At 59.9% G+C, this 19834-nt stretch carries 18 protein-coding genes and 4 tRNA genes; 15 read left to right on the top strand and 7 right to left on the bottom strand.

The genetic code is table 11. The features are described from left to right. Positions 1-11: 11 nt before the first annotated feature. The gene (locus tag J2857_RS09745; RefSeq protein ID WP_210009879.1) at positions 12-1859 is read right to left on the bottom strand and encodes a PHA/PHB synthase family protein; all 1848 of its coding nucleotides are present in this window, start codon (positions 1857-1859) and stop codon (positions 12-14) included. A 122-nt stretch (positions 1860-1981) separates the two neighbouring features. On the opposite strand from J2857_RS09745, the gene J2857_RS09740 reads away from it, so the two are divergent. The 5 genes from J2857_RS09740 to recJ all read left to right on the top strand — a co-directional run bounded on the left by J2857_RS09740 (position 1982) and on the right by recJ (position 7459). Beyond that, entirely contained in the window at positions 1982-2383 is a 402-nt protein-coding gene (locus J2857_RS09740; RefSeq protein WP_210009878.1) for a hypothetical protein, read from the top strand. 144 nt (positions 2384-2527) lie between these two features. Then, on the top strand, positions 2528-3745 hold the full coding sequence (locus J2857_RS09735) for an LL-diaminopimelate aminotransferase (RefSeq protein WP_210009877.1): 1218 nt from the start codon (positions 2528-2530) through the stop codon (positions 3743-3745). Between the two features lie 63 nt (positions 3746-3808). Then, positions 3809-5131, top strand: a complete 1323-nt coding sequence (locus tag J2857_RS09730) for a homoserine dehydrogenase (RefSeq protein WP_210009876.1) — start codon at positions 3809-3811, stop codon at positions 5129-5131. 170 nt (positions 5132-5301) lie between these two features. Then, positions 5302-5538 carry a hypothetical protein gene (locus J2857_RS09725; protein ID WP_210009875.1) on the top strand — a complete coding sequence of 79 codons (237 nt, stop codon included), beginning with the start codon at positions 5302-5304 and terminating at the stop codon, positions 5536-5538. 88 nt (positions 5539-5626) lie between these two features. Continuing rightward, positions 5627-7459, top strand: a complete 1833-nt coding sequence (gene recJ / locus J2857_RS09720) for a single-stranded-DNA-specific exonuclease RecJ (protein WP_210009874.1) — start codon at positions 5627-5629, stop codon at positions 7457-7459. A gap of 49 nt (positions 7460-7508) precedes the next feature. On the opposite strand, the gene J2857_RS09715 is transcribed toward recJ, so the two are convergent. From J2857_RS09715 to gloA, 4 genes are all read right to left on the bottom strand, one after another. After that, positions 7509-7583: transfer RNA gene (locus J2857_RS09715), tRNA-Glu, on the bottom strand. Positions 7584-7742: 159 nt separating this feature from the next. Continuing rightward, positions 7743-7817: transfer RNA gene (locus J2857_RS09710), tRNA-Glu, on the bottom strand. Positions 7818-7938: 121 nt separating this feature from the next. Continuing rightward, positions 7939-8493, bottom strand: coding sequence for a hypothetical protein (locus J2857_RS09705; protein ID WP_210009873.1), 555 nt, complete (start codon positions 8491-8493; stop codon positions 7939-7941). A gap of 168 nt (positions 8494-8661) precedes the next feature. Next, positions 8662-9102, bottom strand: a complete 441-nt coding sequence (gloA, locus tag J2857_RS09700) for a lactoylglutathione lyase (RefSeq protein WP_046608935.1) — start codon at positions 9100-9102, stop codon at positions 8662-8664. Positions 9103-9324: 222 nt separating this feature from the next. Here gloA and J2857_RS09695 point away from each other — a divergent pair, with 222 nt between their 5' ends. The 5 genes from J2857_RS09695 to J2857_RS09675 all read left to right on the top strand — a co-directional run bounded on the left by J2857_RS09695 (position 9325) and on the right by J2857_RS09675 (position 11037). Next, positions 9325-9903: a cold-shock protein gene (locus J2857_RS09695; RefSeq protein ID WP_037084473.1), complete on the top strand. Its 579-nt coding sequence runs from the start codon at positions 9325-9327 to the stop codon at positions 9901-9903. Next, positions 9903-10382 (top strand): DUF192 domain-containing protein, encoded by a 480-nt coding sequence (locus J2857_RS09690; protein ID WP_210009872.1) that lies wholly within the window; start codon positions 9903-9905, stop codon positions 10380-10382. Before J2857_RS09695 ends, J2857_RS09690 begins: the two co-directional genes overlap by 1 nt. 103 nt (positions 10383-10485) lie before the next feature. Further along, positions 10486-10562 (top strand) — tRNA-Pro (locus tag J2857_RS09685). Positions 10563-10613: 51 nt separating this feature from the next. Beyond that, positions 10614-10919, top strand: coding sequence for an ETC complex I subunit (locus tag J2857_RS09680; protein WP_210009871.1), 306 nt, complete (start codon positions 10614-10616; stop codon positions 10917-10919). Positions 10920-10960: 41 nt separating this feature from the next. Next, positions 10961-11037: transfer RNA gene (locus J2857_RS09675), tRNA-Arg, on the top strand. Between the two features lie 384 nt (positions 11038-11421). On the opposite strand, the gene J2857_RS09670 is transcribed toward J2857_RS09675, so the two are convergent. Together J2857_RS09670 and J2857_RS09665 are read right to left on the bottom strand one after the other, a co-directional pair. Beyond that, a complete protein-coding gene (locus J2857_RS09670) occupies positions 11422-11997 on the bottom strand; it encodes a prolyl hydroxylase family protein (protein WP_210009870.1) in 576 nt (191 codons plus the stop codon). Further along, complete coding sequence (locus tag J2857_RS09665; RefSeq protein WP_210009869.1) at positions 11988-12221, bottom strand: hypothetical protein; 234 nt, start codon at positions 12219-12221, stop codon at positions 11988-11990. Before J2857_RS09665 ends, J2857_RS09670 begins: the two co-directional genes overlap by 10 nt. Positions 12222-13018: 797 nt before the next feature. Here J2857_RS09665 and J2857_RS09660 point away from each other — a divergent pair. From J2857_RS09660 to J2857_RS09640, 5 genes are all read left to right on the top strand, one after another. After that, entirely contained in the window at positions 13019-13780 is a 762-nt protein-coding gene (locus J2857_RS09660; protein ID WP_210009868.1) for a hypothetical protein, read from the top strand. Then, the gene (locus J2857_RS09655) at positions 13777-16071 is read left to right on the top strand and encodes a Mu transposase C-terminal domain-containing protein (protein ID WP_210009867.1); all 2295 of its coding nucleotides are present in this window, start codon (positions 13777-13779) and stop codon (positions 16069-16071) included. The genes J2857_RS09660 and J2857_RS09655 overlap by 4 nt, the downstream gene beginning before the upstream one ends. 1 nt (position 16072) lies before the next feature. After that, complete coding sequence (locus tag J2857_RS09650) at positions 16073-17014, top strand: TniB family NTP-binding protein (protein WP_210009866.1); 942 nt, start codon at positions 16073-16075, stop codon at positions 17012-17014. 213 nt (positions 17015-17227) lie between these two features. Further along, a complete protein-coding gene (locus J2857_RS09645) occupies positions 17228-18673 on the top strand; it encodes a TniQ family protein (RefSeq protein WP_210009865.1) in 1446 nt (481 codons plus the stop codon). 64 nt (positions 18674-18737) lie between these two features. Continuing rightward, the gene (locus J2857_RS09640; protein WP_210009864.1) at positions 18738-19808 is read left to right on the top strand and encodes a hypothetical protein; all 1071 of its coding nucleotides are present in this window, start codon (positions 18738-18740) and stop codon (positions 19806-19808) included. Positions 19809-19834: the final 26 nt, after the last annotated feature.

The raw sequence follows: 19834 nt of genomic DNA, 5'->3' as shown, positions 1-19834 counted from the left end.
TGCGAATAGGATCAGATGCGTTCCAGCACATAGGTGCCGGGCGCATCGGCAATCGCATTCAACGCCTTGCCGCCCGGCTTGCGGGCAGGCACGCGCTCATCGTCCTTGGCCTCGACCCAGGCATGCCAGTGCGGCCACCAGGATCCCTTGTTCTCTTCGGCGCTCGTCATCCAGTCCTCGTATTGGCCTTCGGCCTTGCCGCCGGTCCAGTACTGGTACTTCTGCTTGTCGGGCGGGTTGACGACGCCGGCAATGTGGCCCGAACCGGTCAGCACGAAATCCACAGGTCCGCCGAACAGCGAGGAGCCGAGGAAGACCGATTTCGGCGGGGCAATATGGTCTTCGCGGGTGGCGAGATTATAGACCGGGATCTTGATGTCCTTCAGCGAGATCGTCTTTCCCGCGAGCTTCATTTGGCCCTTGCTCAGGTTGTTGTCGAGATAGCAGTTGCGCAGGTAATAGGCATGGTTGGCCGCCGCCATGCGCGTGCTGTCGGAATTCCAGTAGAGCAGGTCGAAGGGCATCGGTTCCTGGCCCTTCAGGTAGTTGCTGACCACATAGGGCCAGATCAGCTCGGAAGCGCGCAGCATGTTGAAGGCGGTCGCCATCTTCGAACCGTCGAGATAACCGACCGCGTTCATCTGCTTTTCCATGGCGGCGATCTGCTCTTCGTCGACGAAGACCTTGAGATCGCCTGCATAGGTGAAATCCACCTGGGTGGTGAGGAAGGTCGCCGATGCGATGCGGCTGTTCTTCTTCTGGGCATGATAGGCAAGGGTGGCGGCAAGCAGCGTTCCGCCGACGCAATAACCGATCGCGTTGACCTGTTTTTCGCCGGTCGCCTTCTCGATCGTCGTCAGCGCGAAGTCGATCCCCTCGCGCATGTAGGATTCCCAGTCCTTGCTTGCATGCCGCTCATCCGGATTGACCCAGGAGATCACGAACACCGTGTGGCCCTGATCGACACACCACTTGATGAAGCTTTTCTGCGGGTTGAGGTCGAGAATATAGAACTTGTTGATCCAGGGCGGGCAGATGAGGAGAGGGCGCTTCAGCACGGTTTCGGTGGATGGTTCGTACTGGATGACCTCGCAGACCTCGCTCTGTGCGATCACCTTGCCCGGCGTCAGCGCCATGTTGCGGCCGATCGCGAACTTGGTCGCGTCCGTATGGCGCAGCCTCAGATCGCCGCCTCCGGCGGCGATGTCCTCGGCGAACATCTTCATGCCGGCCACCAGGTTGGCGCCGTTGCTGGCGACCGTCTCGCGATAGACTTCCGGATTGGTCAGCGCGAAATTGGCCGGCGAAAGGGCTGCCGTCACCTGCTTCACGTAGAAGGCGGCCTTGTGCCGCGTGTGCTCGTCGAGCCCTTCGGCTTCGTTGACCAGCTTGTCGGCCCAGGAGGCGGTGACCAGATAGAGCTGCCGCAGGAGGGCAAAGAACGGGTTCTTCATCCAGTCGTCGTCGGCGAAACGCTTGTCTTTCGGCAGGGTATCGGCTTCGGGGGCGACCGGTTGGCCGGAGAATTGGCCGAGAGTGCGGGTCCAGATGCCGATATAGCTCGAGAAGAGCAGGGTCTGCGCCTCGAGCGTCCGCTTCGGATCCGAAATCCAGTATTCGGTGACTTTGGAAAGGGTCTTCACGAGATCGGTCACCGGGTCTGCGACCGAATCGCCGATCTCGCCGCGTTCGCGCGGACCGAGCCATTCCGATGCCGCCTTGCCGAGATTTTCAAGCGCCCGGGCGAAGTTCATGGCGAGCGCCTGCGGGTCCTTGACCACGTAGGCCTCGACCGATTTGGGGTCGAATCCCGGAAATTCCTGTCCGGCCTGCCCTTTATCGTCGGTCTTTTCCGCCACGCGCAGCCTCCCCACAGTTTGTTGGTTGTTTTCGTTTGTACATTGTGCCTGAAAGCGAATACAAGTGCCAGCGATCGGCGCCTTCAGGTGCATTGGCCGATGACGGAAACTGGGTTACGGAAATGGAAAAACTGAGGCATCGGGTCGGCAGCTTACCGCTTTTCATCGGTCTTGGCGCGCTCTCTCTGCTGGCCGGCTGCAACGGCAACACCTTTGCTCTGGATGACGGTATTCCCAACACCGCACCGCCGGCCGTCATCGTCCAGAACAAGACTGCGCCGCCGCCAGGCCCTGTCACCAGGCAGAACACCGGCACCTATCCGAGCTTCGATCCGACGCTGCGCGCTGCGGCCGAGCAGATCGAGGACGAGGATTACAACAAGACCGAACCGCGCCTTGCGTCGCTCGCCCGCCTGCGCAGGTCGGGCTCGATCTCGGAAGCCGAATATCAGCGCCGGGTCGCCGAATACCGCAAGCTCGCCGCCGAGCACGGCAAGGACGCATTGGCCAATATCGCCAAATAGTCCGGACAAACCAGATCATCTAGGCGATCGGTATCGGCAATTAGCACTTGCGTTTCGGCGTTTTTGGTCGCAAAGCAAAAAATCGCCAATCATGCGACACCGGCGCGTCGCGTCTGACGTTGCGCGCCCTCCACGGGGAGAAAGATGGAAGAGTTTCATAAAGTCCGACGCCTGCCGCCATACGTCTTCGAACAGGTCAACCGTTTGAAGGCCAGCGCGCGAGCGGGTGGCGCGGACATTATCGATCTCGGCATGGGCAATCCCGACCTTCCGACCCCGAAGGCGATCGTCGACAAGCTGTGCGAAGTGGTACAGGACCCGCGCACCCACCGTTATTCCTCTTCCAAGGGCATTCCCGGCCTGCGCCGCGCCCAGGCGGCCTATTACGCCCGCCGTTTCGGCGTGAAGCTCAATCCGGATACCCAGGTCGTTGCGACGCTCGGCTCCAAGGAAGGCTTCGCCAACATGGCGCAGGCGATCACCGCGCCTGGCGACGTGATCCTCTGCCCGAACCCGACCTATCCGATCCATGCCTTCGGCTTCCTGATGGCTGGCGGCGTGATCCGCTCCATGTCGGTCGAGCCGGACGACAGCTTCTTCCCGCCGCTCGAACGGGCGGTGAAGCATTCGATCCCGAAGCCACTGGCGCTGATCCTCAACTACCCGTCCAACCCGACGGCGCATGTCGCTTCGCTGGACTTCTATAAAGAGGTGGTGAGCTTCGCCAAGAAGCACGACATCATCGTGCTGTCGGACCTTGCCTATTCGGAAATCTATTTCGAAGGTGAGCCGCCACCGTCCGTGCTGGAGGTGCCGGGCGCGATGGATATCGCCGTCGAATTCACGTCGATGTCGAAAACCTTCTCCATGCCCGGCTGGCGCATCGGCTTTGCGGTCGGCAACGAGCGGCTGATCTCTGCGCTGACCCGCGTAAAATCCTACCTCGATTACGGCGCCTTCACGCCGATCCAGGTTGCCGCGACCCATGCGCTCAACGGCGACGGTTCCGACATCGCGGAAGTCCGCAACGTCTACAAGCGCCGCCGCGACGTGATGGTCGACAGCTTCGGCAAGGCCGGTTTCGAAGTGCCGCCGCCGGCCGCCACCATGTTCGCCTGGGCGAAAATCCCGGAAAAGTTCCGCCACCTCGGCAGCCTCGAGTTCTCGAAGCTCCTCGTCGAAAAGGCCGACGTCGCGGTCGCACCGGGCATCGGTTTCGGCGAGATGGGCGACGACTATGTTCGTCTGGCGCTGGTCGAGAACGAACACCGCATCCGCCAGGCGGCACGCAGCATCAAGAAGTTCCTGTCGACCGCCGACGAGACGATGCACAACGTCATCTCGCTCAACACGCGCCGCTGATCGGACCAGCATTTCCGGCGGCCCATGCGGGCCGCCACCTCCCAGGCAATCAGGAAGAATAGCATGGCAGATGCCCTCAAAGTCGGCATTGCGGGTCTCGGCACTGTGGGTGCCTCCCTCGTCCGGATCATCCAGAACCGCGCGAACGAATTGGCGACCACATGCGGCCGTGCGATCGAGATTACTGCGGTCACGGCACGCGACAGGTCCCGCGACCGTGGTATCGATATTTCCGGCATCACCTGGTTCGACACGCCTGAAAGGCTGGCCGCTGAGGCCGATATCGACGTCTTCGTGGAGCTGATAGGCGGTGCCTCGGGCGCTGCCGCCGATTCCGTCAAGGCAGCGCTGACCCGCGGTCTCCATGTGGTGACGGCCAACAAGGCGCTGCTTGCCGCCTCCGGCGTCGAACTCGCCAGGATCGCCGAAGAAAAGAGCGTCCTCCTCAATTTCGAAGCGGCCGTCGCCGGCGGCATTCCGGTCATCAAGGCGCTTCGCGAGTCCTTGACCGGCAACACGGTGTCGCGCGTCTACGGCATCATGAACGGCACCTGCAACTACATCCTGACCCGGATGGAAAAGGAAGGCCTGTCGTTTGCCGATTGCCTCAAGGAAGCCCAGCGGCTCGGTTATGCCGAGGCCGACCCGGCCTTCGACATCGAGGGCAACGACACGGCCCACAAGCTCGCCATCCTGACGACGCTTGCCTTCGGCACGCAGATTGCCGCCGACGAGATCTATCTCGAAGGCATCACCAATATCTCGATCGAGGATATCCACGCCGCGGCCGACCTCGGTTACCGCATCAAGCTGCTCGGCGTCGCCCAGTTGACTGACAGCGGCATCGAGCAGCGCGTACATCCGACCATGGTGCCGCATGACTCGGTCATCGCCCAGGTCGATGGCGTCACCAATGCGGTGGCGATCGAGTCCGATATCCTCGGCGAATTGTTGATGGTCGGCCCCGGCGCCGGAGGCGATGCGACCGCGTCTGCCGTTCTCGGCGATATCGCCGACATCGCCAAGAGCAGCCCGGGCGCGCAGCGCGTTCCGGTCCTCGGCACCCCGGCTGCTTCCCTGGCGCCTTACAAGCGCGCCCGCATGCAGAGCCATGAGGGCGGTTACTTCATCCGCCTGACGGTCGCCGACCGCACCGGTGTCTTTGCCAGCATCGCCGCCTGCATGGCGGAGAACGGAATCTCGCTGGAATCGATCATGCAGCGCCCCAAGCCGGATGCCGCGACCGACACGCCGAAGACGATCATTCTCGTCACCCATGCGACCACCGAGGATTCGGTCCGCAAGGCGGTCGATGCGATCAAGGCCGAGAACTATCTCGTCGGCGAGCCCCAGGTGATTCGCATCGAGCGACCCAAGGCTTTCTAAAAACGGCAGCGCTCCAAAGCCGATCCTGCTGTTTTCTGTGGGAAACGCAGGAACCTTTCGAGAACGTCTGCGAAAACGAATGCCGCAGAGGCTCCTCGACTGGCTGCTGAGGGGCCTCCGGACGTAGATTGTCAGTGGCAATCACCGTCGAGGAGGCTTGCGCGATCGCTATGAATACGCGGGCTATGGATACGCGGAAAATCAGCACGCGGAACAAGGGGTACCGGCTGCAACTCGGCGAGGCCCGACCCAGGCCACATGGCTGCCGGCCCGTTCGTCTTGTCCACGCCAACGATCAGGCGAGCGGCGACGGTTTTGACGGGCGATGGAGTTTTGCCTTCCTGCTTGTCTTCTTCGCGGCTGCGGCCAGCATCAGCGGCTCGGCATTTGTCTGGTCGCTGCTGTGATGGGTCGCCAATCGAAAGACGGCCCGATCCATCCGCCGATCTCGTCAAATCGATTCCTCCCGCACCCGCGATACGCTAGAAGCGCTCCATGACCAGAATTTTCTCCGCGCTTTCATCCTCGGCGGAAACGGTTGATCCCGTCCCGCGCGCATTCCTCGGCGTCGAACGCTCCGCGGGCGATCAGCGGTGGGTATCGCGTCTCGATCAGGCAGCCCAGAACCGGGCCTTGGCGATCGCCCAGATCCACGGCATTCCCGATCTCGTCGCCCGGGTGCTTGCCGGTCGCGGCGTGGCGCTCGATGATGCCCCGGCCTTCCTCGACCCGACGATCCGCTCGCTGATGCCGGATCCTTACACGCTCACCGATTGCGAAAAGGCGGTGCACCGGCTCGCCGACGCGATCGCCAGGCAGGAAAAGGTCGCGATCTTCGGCGACTACGACGTCGACGGCGCGTCTTCTTCGGCATTGCTCTACCGGTTCCTCCGCCATTTCGGCGTCGAGGCGGAAATCTATATTCCCGACCGCATCTTCGAAGGGTACGGCCCTAATCCGACGGCGATCCGCCAGCTGATCGCCAATGGTGCGCGCCTCGTCGTCACCGTCGACTGCGGCTCCACCAGCCATGATGCGCTTGCCGCGGCCCGCGACGAAGGCTGCGACGTCGTGGTCATCGACCATCACCAGCTCGGCCACGAACTGCCGCCGTGCCTGGCGCTCGTCAACCCCAACCGCGAGGACGATCTTTCCGGCCAGGGTCATCTCTGCGCGGCGGGCGTCGTTTTCCTGGTTCTGGTCGCGGCCGCGCGGCATTTGCGTGAAAGCGGCGACCCGCGGGCCAGATCGCTCGACCTGCTCGCCTGGCTCGATATCGTGGCACTGGCGACCGTCTGCGATGTGGTGCCGCTGAAGGGGCTCAATCGCGCCTACGTGGTCAAGGGTCTGATTGCGGCCCGCCATATGGGCAATTCCGGGCTTGCGGCGCTGTTCCGCAAGGCGGGGCTGGGTGGCCCGGTGACGCCCTATCATTTCGGCTTCCTGATCGGCCCCCGCATCAACGCGGGCGGACGGATCGGCGATGCGGCGCTCGGCAGCCGTCTGCTGACGCTGGAGGATCCGATCGAGGCGGAGGTGATCGCCGCTCGGCTGGACGAGCTCAACCGCGAGCGGCAGGCCATGGAGGCGGCCATGCTCGCAGAGGCGGAAGCCGAAGTGCTGGCCGAATACGGCAACGGCGAGGGGGCCAACGTCATCGTCACGGCGCGCGACAAATGGCATCCCGGCATCGTCGGGCTGATCGCGGCGCGGCTGAAGGAGAAATTCAAGCGGCCGGCTTTCGCGATCGCCTTCGATCCCTCCGGCAAGGGTACCGGCTCCGGCCGCTCGATCAACGGCTTCGACATGGGCCGCATGGTCCGCGCGGCCGTCGATACCGGCCTGCTCGTCAAGGGCGGCGGCCACGCCATGGCGGCCGGACTGACGGTCGAGCGCAGCAATCTCGGCCGCCTGCGCGCCTTCTTCGAGGAAATGGCGGGCGAGGGCGTACCGGCACTGGTTGCCAATCACGTGCTGAAGATCGACGGCGCGCTTTCGGCCTCCGGCGCGACGCTCGAACTCTTCGACCAGCTCGAACAGGCTGGCCCCTATGGTTCGGGCCATTCCCAGCCTGTCTTTGCCATCCCCGCCCACCGTTTGAAGGATGCCCGCCTCGTTGGCACGGCGCATATCAAGGTGACGCTGGAGGCAGCCGACGGCTCGCGTCTTGAAGGGATCGCCTTCCGGGCTGCGGAAACGCCGCTCGGCAACATGCTGTTGAACTCGAGGGGCGCGCAGATCCACGCTGCAGGATGCCTCACGGCCGATCAATGGCAAGGCACCCGCCGGATGCAGCTTCGCCTGCTCGACGCTGTGAAGGCGCCATAGGAAGAAATCCGGTTTTTGGGGAAGAATCTGCTTTTGCGGAGAGAGGAAGTGGCACGCCCTAGGGGAGTCGAACCCCTCTTCCCAGAATGAAAATCTGGTGTCCTAACCGATAGACGAAGGGCGCGTGCGCTTCGTGGTGGCGCCCTTATAGTCAGGGTGTTTCTATCCCGCAAGCGCAAAATTGCATTTTTAAGCGCTTGCGAACGCAAAAAATCACGCGGCTGAAAAACGGCGCGCGGAAGCTGGATACGGAAACGAAAACAAAAGCTTGGGGAGATGGAAGTGGCACGCCCTAGGGGAGTCGAACCCCTCTTCCCAGAATGAAAATCTGGTGTCCTAACCGATAGACGAAGGGCGCCTGCGCTTCGTGGCGCTCTTATAGAGAGGGGATTTCTTTCCCGCAAGCGCCAAAGCCATCTTTTTTACAAAAAAATGACGGCTTTTCCGGCGCCGGCTGTTTGAATGAAAATAGCGTCAAATCAGCAGCTTAAAGGAGCGCCCTGAGCGTCGGTCCCGCAGGTTGCGGCGGGCATGGCCTGCGGCATGCTGTAGACGCTGGCGGTGGTGGCGTTGAAATTCCGCCGCGGCAGATTGGCCGGAACCGGTCCGCTGCCGGATGGGGCGGCTGCAGCCATCGGCGGGTTCGCCGAAAAGATCGTGCCGCTATCGGCGCGCACGCCGGTCGCTTGCGTCGAAAGGCCGGCGATCGAGGCCTGCTGCGGCTGTGCGGGTGCCGGCGGGAACGTATTTTCCGCGGTGGGAACGGCGGCCTGCGTGGCTGCGGCCGGTGCCTGGGCTGACTGCGCCTCTGCCTTGGGGATGGCCGGATCGGCACGGCGGTTCGAAGCCGTGATACCGCCCTTGGCAGGGATGCCCTTGGCGCTCGCCGCCACCGTGGTGCGCGGTGCCGGCGTCGTGGCGTCAGCGGTCTTTTTCGTGGTGGTGCAGCCGCTGATCGTCAGCGCGGAAAGGCAGACGATTGCCAGCGTCATGCGGGCGTTCGAACACAGGAAAGGTGTTTTTGGCAAAGGCATGCCCCGTCGGCTCCTATCGCGGGCGTCATGCCGCGAATCATCGTGCCCAAGCATCTCGCGGAAGAGCGCCATGGACAAGCCGGCCGGGGCAGGTGACGTCAGCCTGGGGCAAGGCTGGAGAAAGAACGCGGCGGTTGAATAAAAAGGAAGCCGCCGCGTTGAAAAGTTTTACCAGCTGCCGATATTCGGAGCTGAAGCCCAGGGTTCGGCGACCGGCAGGTTGTCGCCCTTCTGGAGGAGTTCGATGGAAATGCCGTCCGGCGAGCGGACGAAGGCCATCCGGCCTTCGCGCGGCGGACGGTTGATGGTGATGCCGTTGTCGGAAAGGTGCTGGCAGAAATCGTAGATGTTATCGACCTCATAAGCGAGGTGACCGAAGTTGCGACCGCCGGTATAATCCTCGGTGTCCCAATTGTAGGTCAGCTCGACGCAGGGGGCGAGAACGTCCTTGGCTTCGCTGAGATCGTCGGGGGCAGCGAGGAAGACCAGCGTGAAGCGGCCCTTCTCGTTGTCGATGCGCCGGACCTCTTTCAGGCCGAAAACGGTTGTGTAGAAATGAAGCGAGGCGTCCAGGTCTTTCACCCGGACCATGGTATGAAGATAACGCATTATGGTGTCTTCCTCCGATAAATCCAGTCGTCGATAGACCGCGTTCGGGTCCTTGCTGGATATGGCGCAGACGCCAGCCTGGAGCAAGCCACTCTATATAGAGATGAAGGTGGATAAAGCCAAGGCAGGGACTTGCGCTAGATGGTTAGCAGGATGTTAATCTATCCTCTAAGAATCAGTTGATCGTCACGTCGTAACGCGTAATCGAGGGGCCGACAGGATATGGCAGACAGAATGTCATCGAAAGACGTTGGCAGTTTCGAAGAGCTCCCGGGCGAGCCGGTCGAGCTGATCGAAATCACTGGCGTCGTCAAATGGTTCGATGTGGCGAAGGGGTTCGGCTTCATTGTTCCCGACAACGGCATGCAGGATGTGCTTCTGCACGTGACCTGCCTTCGTCGAGACGGATACCAGACCATTCTGGAAGGCACGCGCATCGTCGCGATGATCCAGAAACGGGACCGCGGCTATCAGGCGTTCCGCATCCTGTCCATGGATCAGTCCACCGCCGTCCACCCCTCGGATCTTCCACCGGTGCGCACCCACGTCCAGGTGACTGCAACCAGCGGCCTTGAACGGGCTCTGGTGAAATGGTTCAACCGCACCAAGGGTTTCGGCTTCCTGACGCGCGGCGAGGGAACGGAAGATATCTTCGTCCACATGGAAACGCTGCGCCGCTTCGGCCTTACCGAGCTGCGTCCGGGCCAGGTCGTGCTGGTGCGTTTCGGACCGGGTGACAAGGGCCTGATGGCGGCAGAGATCCACCCCGACAATCCCAATCCCGTGAGCCGGTCGCACTGATGCGTTTCTTGTTTCCATCGTTTCTGAAAAGCGCCCTTGCGGCGCTTTTTCTCATCTTGGCGGGCAGCGCGGTTGCCCAGGATGTGACGTTTCCACGCGACGAGCTTTCGATCAGGACGGCAGCCGGCCAGACCTACAAGTTCTCCGTCGATCTGGCCTTTACCGATGCCCAGCGCGAGCGGGGGCTGATGTACCGCAAGGTGATGGCGCCGGATGCCGGCATGCTCTTCGATTTCGGCATGCCGCGGCCAGTCTCGATGTGGATGGAGAACACTATCCTCGCCCTCGACATGCTGTTCATCCAGGGTGACGGCACGATCTCGCACATCCGCGAGAACGCGGTGCCCTATTCGCGTGACATCATCGATTCGCGCGGGCCGGTGAAATTTGTGCTGGAGCTCAATGCGGGCCGTGCGAAGTCGCTTGGGATCAAGGTGGGCGACAAGGTGATCAGCAAACGCATAGGCAATCAGTGGTGATCGCCTGAGGTTATCCTCGGCTTGTTTGCTTTAGCGTAACCGCGGTTCCATTTTGCTGTTGCGGCACAAGGGGGAACCGTGTATCTCGCAACCAACGTAGGAACGGAGTGTAGCGCAGTCTGGTAGCGCATCTGGTTTGGGACCAGAGGGTCGGGAGTTCGAATCTCTCCACTCCGACCACGCTTTCAGCAGGGGCTCCTCATCCGTTCCACTCCATGGAGCGTTACAGGAATGGCCGCCAAGATCTATCGTCCCGCAAAGACCGCCATGCAGTCCGGCAAGGCCAAGACGCATCTCTGGGTGCTGGAATTCGACCAGGAACAGCCGCGCCGCATCGATCCGATCCTTGGCTACACGTCCTCAGGCGACATGAAGCAGCAGGTCCGGCTGACGTTCGAGAGCCAGGAACAGGCGGAAGCCTACGCCAAGCGCGAGGGCATCGAATACCGCGTCATCCAGCCGAAGGATCCGAATCGCCAGATCGTTTCCTACACCGACAACTTCCGTTTCAACCGCAGCCAGCCCTGGACGCATTGATTTTAGCCGCTCGGGCTTTCCCGGGCGCCGCTGCCGAGATCGGCCCCTTAGCTCAACTGGATAGAGCAGCTGCCTTCTAAGCAGCAGGTCGCAGGTTCGAGTCCTGCAGGGGTCGCCAGCCTTTTTCGAGCCTCACATCTAGGCGGAATAGCTTCAATCGATCCGGAACCTGGTGGCAAATTTTACCGCCTCCCTTCGGCTATTGCTGTTGGGACTTCTCCTGCGCACGATGGGTCGCTCGAACTCGGTTCCCGATCCGATGCCTCTTTGATCGTTCTTACTTTCCTGGCTGCGCTCTATGTTCCTCGGGATTGAAGATCGCGAGTTCCAGCAAACTCTGATTTTGAGAAGGTCATCGATGCCTGCCCAATACTAGGATGGCATGTGTGCGGCCAGCGTGGGAGCGGCCATCATTACCGATTTGTTCGGGTGGTTACGCCGCATTGAAAGCGGTTTCGCGACCGCATCGACGTAGTCGTCGTACCGTGTTCTCGGCATGGACTTACGTTGTGGGCTGCGCGGTCTGTCCAAACCAAACAACCGAGTAACGTTCGCCTGCTGATATCGGCTGCACGCCGTGCAGGAACTCCGAAAAGAACAATAAAAGTGACCCGGCCTTAGGCCTCAATGAAACGCCGAATTTCGGGAAATAGATTTCCCCACCCTCGTACTCTTCGTTGAGATAGTAGACGCCTGTAAAAATCCTGGAGGTGTTATAGAAGTCAGTGTCGGTATGAGGCTTGATGTGACATCCGGGCGTGTACTTCGATGCCACGTAACGTGAGGCGATCACATTCGACAGGCCATATAGAGAGCGAGCTTCTTGCAAAGCCCGGTCGATCCCAAGGCAACTCTCGTTATCTGCTGAAAGAGAGGATCGATTTACTAGGACGTCGCGAAGCTCTTTGACTTCAGTCGATGAAACGAGCTTATCGTCCTTGTACTTCCCAGCATGAGCTGGGAGCCAATCGGACCACCCGTCAATCTCTGTCAATATCGATGACTTATGCGCCGAACTCAGAAAGCTTGGCGCATAGAAGATGTAGGGAGCGAGCTTTTCAAAGGCGTTTAGCTGCAATTTGTGCCACCTGGCAAAATCACCTGATTGAGGTTTTCGGAAAGCTCCTCGGGAAGGGCGATAACAAGGGAAGAGGAAATCGAACCATCAACCTCTATCCCGTTTGCGCTGAACACATCCGAAACAGCGGAATTGAGAGCGCTAAGGGCCTGAGGATTGCTTTTGAGCCTTGCGCGGATAGCTGCGATCTCACCGAGACGTTCTGAGTCATTGAGCGTTGTCATGATCATGCCTCTTCAAGTTGAGTTCGCACATTACGTGAAATCTAAAGGATGTAAATAATCCTTATGGTTGCTTTCTGAAGGTTTGCAACGGTCTCGCCTCATCACTACTGTTAACCATACATTAATCCTCCCGGTCGGGTGGGATTGACTCTAGGACGGTTTTTCCCCGATCTTCCCTCAAGGCGTCCCAAAACAGGACACCTTCCACGGATCGTTTACCGATCCATCGATCTACGCTTGCGCCAACGGCACCGCCTGATCCACAAAGGCAGCCGCTTCGGACTCAACGAACGAGGTGAGACGTGCAGCAGATAGACCGAATATGCTGGCCTTCGCGGGATGACCGCTCGGCTTTTTCGGCTGCCTGACACCACGTCGGCCCAGCCGCTCCTGGCTGTGCTTTTCATCCCACCTTCCGCATGATGCGAAACAGGTGGCCCATGATCTCCAAACCCTACAACTCGTTCGTTATCACGGGACATCTGTCCCATCGCTCCGAGGTGCTCTCCATGTCGTACCACCAGAATATACGCGTCTACCGGCGAAAATGACCGGGTGTGCCACCTCCGCTGTCGGGAGGTGATTGCCCTCGGTTGTTCCGATTGCGGCCCGGATTGCGGCTGCAGCGTAACGCTGGAGGTGTGTTGTGAAGACGCATTTTTATCCGTTCACGGATCAGGCAAAGCCGATTCCGTTGAACGTCCTGCAGGCTCTCGGAGTCCCGGCAACGACCGTGGCGGAGCTTAAGCGCTTTGGTGCCATCCCGGCAGCGGTTCCGTCCGTGAAGGGAGGTAACCGTGGCTAAAACAGCTCCCGATCTCCTGGAAACGATCTTCGCCGACGGCCATAAGCCCGTCCGCAAGGTCGGTCGCGGCATGTATCATAGTGGTCAGGCGATCTCGTTTCCGACAAACAAGGTCGGCAGCGGCATCGTGCGTGCCCGGTCGGCTTTGATGGCCGACGGCCTGCTCCACCTCGACACCGATCCGAACGTCGTCCATCTGTCGCCTTATCCGATGGAAGTGGCCTACTGGTCGACCTTCGATGGCGAAACACCTGCAAAGCGTGACCATATCCCGGACATGGCAATCTTGCTCCGTGGCGGAGACGTCGTCTTCATCGACTACGTACCGTTGCTCGAACAGATCGAGACGCGGCGCTTCCGCAACCGTGTTGTCGAGCGCGTGCGCCATTTCCGCGAGGAATTCGACGCTGCCTATGTCGTTCACGATGAGCGGTCGATCCGCATCGAGCCTCGCCTTTCGAACCTGCGCCTGATGTGGACCCACCGGGCTCGCCGCACCGAACCCGCATCTCTGGCTCACGCACGTCAGATCATCCGCGAGGCTGGGCTGCCGGTCAGCATTCGCGCGATTGCGGACAAAGCAGATTTCGCCCGTCAGGCAATCATCTGGGAGGACGACGAAGCCCCAACCGTGGTGGTGGAAACCAACCTGATCTTCACAGCGGTCATGCAGTTGGCCATGCGGGGCGAAGTCCGCCTTGATCTCGGCAAGCGCCTGACGCTCGACTCCATGATCTTCGAGGTGGCTGCATGACCATCAATTCCAAGCACTTCGAGTTTCTGCTGAAGGGTTCGATGCGCCTGCTGACGACAGAGCAGATGAACATCCCGCAGACGCCGCAGCAGCATGCCAATGCGCCTGCCCAGGATATTATCCCGGGCGACCAGTACGCGATCTATGCGGAGGGCGATCACGGGACCTACGGCATTTATACGGCGCAGGCCTGGGCCAATGGCTCTCCGCAGACACCACGGCGTCTGACGCTGCTCGACGCCCGGTACCAGACGCCGATCTGGTTGTCGCCGTGGCAGATTGATTGGCTTTGCAGCAAGGGACGTATCCGCCCGGTCCATTTGGAACCACGAAGCCATCGCAAGACGGTACTCCCCGGTTGCAGCCTGAGCTTGACGGAAGGGCAGATCAAACGGTCCCACCAGCTGCTGGAATATATCGACCACTATCATCGCCTCTGCCGCGATGAAAATTTCGGTGTCGCCAACGTTGCGGTTCTCGACCGTGCCCGTGACGAGGTGGCCAAGCGCCGTGGCGAAAAGCCTGTTGGCAAGACGGCGCTGTACGAAGCCATGGCGAAGCTGAAGGATCGCCGCAACATGGACCGCGTCCTGGCGCTGGCCCCTTTGCCGAACAACGGCAATGCCATCGAGCGCTTCAACCCGCGCCTGGAAGAAGCGCTGCAGACGGCGGTGAAGACGGCCTGGTCGGACCCTCGCGGCAGCTGGCTGACGGTGAAGGCACAGCTCGAATTCCTCTGCTCGACAGAGGGGCAGTTTTCCGACCAGGCCGAGGCGAGTACCAAGGTGTCAAAGAGCACCCTGCAGCGGCGCTTCGCCAACGTCGATCTCTATACCCGCACGTTCCTGCGGTACGGAGAAGAGGAAGCCAACCGCCTGTCAATGCAGGCTGCGCGTGTCGCCCGGCCGGAGCATCCGTTGGATGTCGTCGATATTGACCACACGGAACTCAATGTCGTGGTCTTCGATGACCTGGTACCGGTCGCATTCGGCAAGCCGGACATCATCGTCTTCCGTGATCGCCATTCCGGCGCGGTGATCGGCTTCCATATCGGTTTCGAAGCACCGTCCTTCGCCGGGTTCGTGGCGGGCCTGAAACACTCGGTCTACCCAAAAGACCCGCGTTCGCTGCCGGAAGGGGTGACGTTCCCATGGTACGGAATGCCGACACGGTTGGGGGTCGACCACGCCAGCCACTTTGTCGGCGGCAGCATGGAGCATGCGGAACGCGAACTTGGTTTCCAGGTGATCGAGTATCGCCCGGGACGGCCGTGGGAAAAGGGCGCGATGGAACATCTGTTCTCCGTCCTTGGAATGCAGCTGACGGACCGCTTGGCCGGGACGACCACTCGCTCACCGGACGAACGCAAGAAGTTCGACAAGGACGACGATATCGGAAAACCGGTGCTGTCGATCCGCGAGCTTTACGGCTTCCTGCTCTACTATTTCGCTGAGGTCTATAACCGGTCCTTGCACGCGGGCCTTGGTGCCTTGCTCACTTTCAAGGACACACCAGACCGGCTTTGGCAGAAGGGGATCGAGCACGCGCCTATGCGGCCGTTGATCGACCAGGCGGTATTTACGCGGCTTGTCGGAATTCCGGAACAGGTGACGATCCAGCCGGACGGAATCCGGATCGACTACCTGCATTATAGCTCGGCGGAGCTGATTGCCCTGCGTGCCCACCCTCAGCACAAGATGGGAACGCGCAAGCATTCCTCGACCAAGTACACGGCAACCCGTGACCCCAACGATCTCGGCCGTGTGTGGGTCTACGACCATTACCGCAAGGTGACGATTGAGGTCCCCGTGGCCGATATCGAGAAGCGCTACGCGTCCGGCCTGACCCTGTTCCAGCACCGTCAGATCGTGAAGTACCACCTGGAGAAAGAAAAGACCCAGCCGAACTCAGACGAGTTGACGGACGCCCGCAAGCGCCTGGAGCTGAAACTCGCCGAGATGCATGCCAAACGTAAGAAACACGAAACGGCTCAGAAGCTGGCGCGGTTCGTTTCGGGGCAGGCGGCGAAACTCCGTAGCGCTCAGATCATCGAATTGGCGGCCAACCCCGATGTCGACGGCTACATGAACTACGCACAGCCGTTCGTGCAGACGCCGGAGAGCAAAACCTCGCCGAAAACGAGGGGCGTCATGCCGGGCTCAGAACTGCCAAAGCCGACCGAGGCGAAATCGGATGACGCTGGTCAGTCCGGAGAGGGCGACGGTCAGCAGGATACGCCCGCAACCGACATCGACGCGCTGAAGGCCCGCCACACCGATTGGGAGGAATAGGATGACTGACGCCCATACGACGATGCCGTTCAATATGGAAAAGCTGACCGATGAGGCGAGGGCGGCAGCCGCTGCCGCTACTCCCGCTGTCCGCCAACGGCTGATCGAGACGCTGATTTATCCGTCACCGCTGTTCAAGGATGGCAACACGTTCATCGGTAACTTCCACCGGCCGGTAAATGGTGGCCTCCACGGCACCGGCAAGATCGGCGGACTGCTGGGTCCGTCACGGGTGGGCAAGTCGGCTATCTGTAGCTTCTATCGGTCCCATCATCCGGGGCGCACCGATGACGAAGGCGAGATTTACCCCGTCGTCTATTTCCAGGCTTCAGACGACATGACACCCCGAACGATGGTAGAGCGCATCTGCGACGCGACCGGAGCGCGGTCGCTGCCTCAGATGAAGGTCAGCGCCCTGATCGACAACTGCATCCAGCGTCTGGTCCGGGCGCGGACTGAATTGCTGATCATCGACGACGCCCAGTTCATGTTCATGGGACGTCGTACCGACCAGGTGCGCAGCTTCAAGAGCTTCATCAAGCTCGCCAGCGACAGCAAGGCTTTCAACGTCCTGCTCGTCGGCGAGGAGGTGATCGGCGACGTCATCGAAGCCGTCGACTACCTGGTCGGCCGTGGTGGCTTCCCGAGCAAGCGACTCTTGCCTCTGGGTGACACGACCAAGGAGTTCGAGCAGTTCACACTGATGCTGGAAGGTATCGACAATCGTCTGCCTTTCGTCATGAAGTCTGGCCTGGCCGACCCGAAAATCACCAGCGATATCCATCGGTACAGTGGCGGCTTGATCGGTCGGGTCATGAACCTGGTCCAGGCGGCAGCCTTTGAGGCGATCAATGCCGGTACCTCCAAGATCATGATCGAGCACCTGCGCTCAGCTGCCACGATGCTGGTCTCGGCAAACGATAGCTACGCGTATTTCCGGTAAGGGCAGGTCGTTAAATAAGGCCGCCCAGCGGCAGACCAAGGAGGACTACATTTGGCTTACGCAGAAAGGCGTGGAGGCGAACGTTTGTCATTTCAGAAACCCTTTGCATCCCGCTCATGCTGCTGCCTGGCGGTAATTGAGTCAAGGGACGCCAAAGCAACCAGTAAGCCGGGCGCGAACGATAGTCACTCGTATTTCCGGTAGGAGCTGCCAATGTCCATCAACCGCGATCTTCCCTTCTCTCAGTGGCGTCTGCGGCCCGAGACCGGCGAACCGTCGTACAGCTACTTTGCCCGCCTGGTGGCTGACGAAGGTCACGGCAGTATGAAGGTGTACGCGACCGAGATCGGCATCAATGGGCGCAACTTCGTTCCCGATGAGTTATTGCATGTTCTGCAACAACTGCCGCTGTCCAAGGAGGAGCACGAACGTCTCGCCAACGCGACGCCAGTCCTTCGCGACGGCATCTATCATATCGGCCGGGAGAAGGTACGCGCGAAACAGCTCTCATTCCGGCAGCGTCGCTTCTGCCCCAACTGCCTTGGCGACAAGCTCTACCACCGCATTCAGTGGGATATCGTCGTTGCGAGCCATTGCCCGATCCACGGTACGCGGCTTATTGATTTGGTCGATGGCAAGAAGCTCGGCTGGTGGTGGCCGCATTTCGATGTGTCGCCCGAAGGTGAGACACTTATCAACCGGCGAAAGGTCGAGCCCGAGCAATTCCGGCCATTCCACGAGATGCTGCGATCCAGGCTGGAGCTTGGCGAGCGGGAGCAGGGGCCGACAGCAGAGTTTGAACTCTTCGACATCATCGAGCCAGCCAGGTTCTTCGGCAGGTACCGTCGCGAGGGACGATTCGTCCATCCACGCGAGAGCCCCACCGGAGATATCGAAGCGGGCTTTGCTCTCCTGACGACACCTCACTCGGAACGCGTTTCCTGGTTCGCCGCCTGGTACGAGACCGTCATCGATCCACAAACCCGACGCCGGGGCTACGCCGCATCGACACCGTCGGTAGCAAAGATGAACGGCGGTCGGGCCAACAACCGCCTTTGGGAAGCCTTGGAGCAGGCGCAGCAGGAAGGTTTCGCTCGGGTTGGCACCTTGGGCCGGAAACGTACCCGTCGACAGCTTGATCGCAGCGACCGAACACTGATTGAGGCCTCAAGAGAACTGAAGGTCCCTCCAAAAGCGCTCAGCAGATTCATCAGCAAACTCGGCTTGCTGCCGGACGCCAAATGGAACGGCGATGCCCTGTCCATCGACCCGGCCACGTTCCAAACGTTGAAATTGATCATCGACGATCTGATCACGCTGCCGCAGACCACTGCGATCACCGGCATCCCTGGGCACGAATTCCGACCGGTCGCGAGGGCAGGTTTCATCCAGGAAATCACCGAACTGCCGATTGCCGGAGTGAAGGGGCCGAAGTACCGGGCAGGTGAAGTGGAACAGTTAGTTGAGCGGCTGCGCACAATGACCGAGGTTTCACCGACCGAGGGAATGAAAACTTTGCTGGGTCTCGCGAGAACGAAGGGCGTGAGCACAGCCGCAATTCTTCTGGCTACCCTCAATGGTGGAATAATCCCTGCGGGCGTTGACCGATCAAGGGTGGGGTTGCGGTCTCTGTATTTTGCAGATTGGGCGTATGCCTGAGCATTGACAATGGCACGGAACGAATGGAACAAATTCGATTATCGGATACGTAGGAAAAGCTTGCATGCGTGCATTTGTGGTAGCCAAAGACGGGACGACTGACGACCTTGAGGGCAACCGCATTTTCTTCTCGTTCCAGAATTTCAAAGAGCAGGTTTGCGTGAAAGGCAGTTGCTTTGTCTGTGGAGCACCTCACAGCAGAAAGAAGTTCAACGACGAGCACGTATTCCCGGACTGGGTAATAAGGCGTTGCGGGTTGCAAAACAGCAAATTCACTCTCACGAATGGGGAACTCGTCCCTTACACGACGTACAAAATTCCCTGCTGCCAGACATGTAATACGCAACTGAGCGCCATCTACGAGACGCCCATCAGCAAGGCTTTTCATCAAGGCTATGAGGGGTTGCTGAAGTTCATGCAGGATGGAAATGCAAGCCTTATCAAAGCCTGGCTCTCGCTGATCTTTCTCAAAGTTCATTTGAGGGACTTCAAAAATAAGGTTGTCCTGGATGAACGTTTAAAACTGGGCATGATCGGAGACCACTACGATCTTCACGAATTACATCACATCCACGCGGTGGCGCGAGCCGCTACGGCTGGGGTCGCAATCAACGATAATGTTTTTGGGACGTTAGCAATCTTTAAAATTGAGTCCTCGGAAGATGATGACGGCTTCGATTATTGCGATAGCCTAACAGGGCGAGGCTTGCTTCTTAGGATCAACGATATTGCACTGCTGCACATCCTAGACGATTGCGGGGGAACAGCTGGTATGTTGAGCAAGAGGCTAGAGGTTCTTCCCCATCCATTGTCACAGCTGCAGCTGCGTGAAGTCTACGCCCACCATATCGCGGCGAACGTTCACATCAGAAATCGACCGGTATTTAGGACAGAGGTCCCGTTGGGGAAGCAGCCCCAAATTTCCGTCGAACTCCCAGATTTCGAATTGCATGAGTACGACCCGTCAGTCTTCGGAAGCCTCTTTGCGGGTGTGATTGGAACCATGATAGCGCACATTGTCGTGGACGGTGCCAAAGGCGATGAAGCCCTCGAAAAAATCGCCACCGGTCAAGTTTCTTTTATCTTTGACGAAAATGGCAACGTACGGAGAGAAAGCAGCGGTCGAGGCCACTGATAGGGTAACCAGAACTTCCTTTTTTG

The sequence above is a fragment of the Neorhizobium galegae genome (assembly GCF_017877055.1).
Lineage (GTDB): Bacteria > Pseudomonadota > Alphaproteobacteria > Rhizobiales > Rhizobiaceae > Neorhizobium > Neorhizobium galegae_D.
This window is presented reverse-complemented; position numbering and strand designations above follow the sequence as displayed.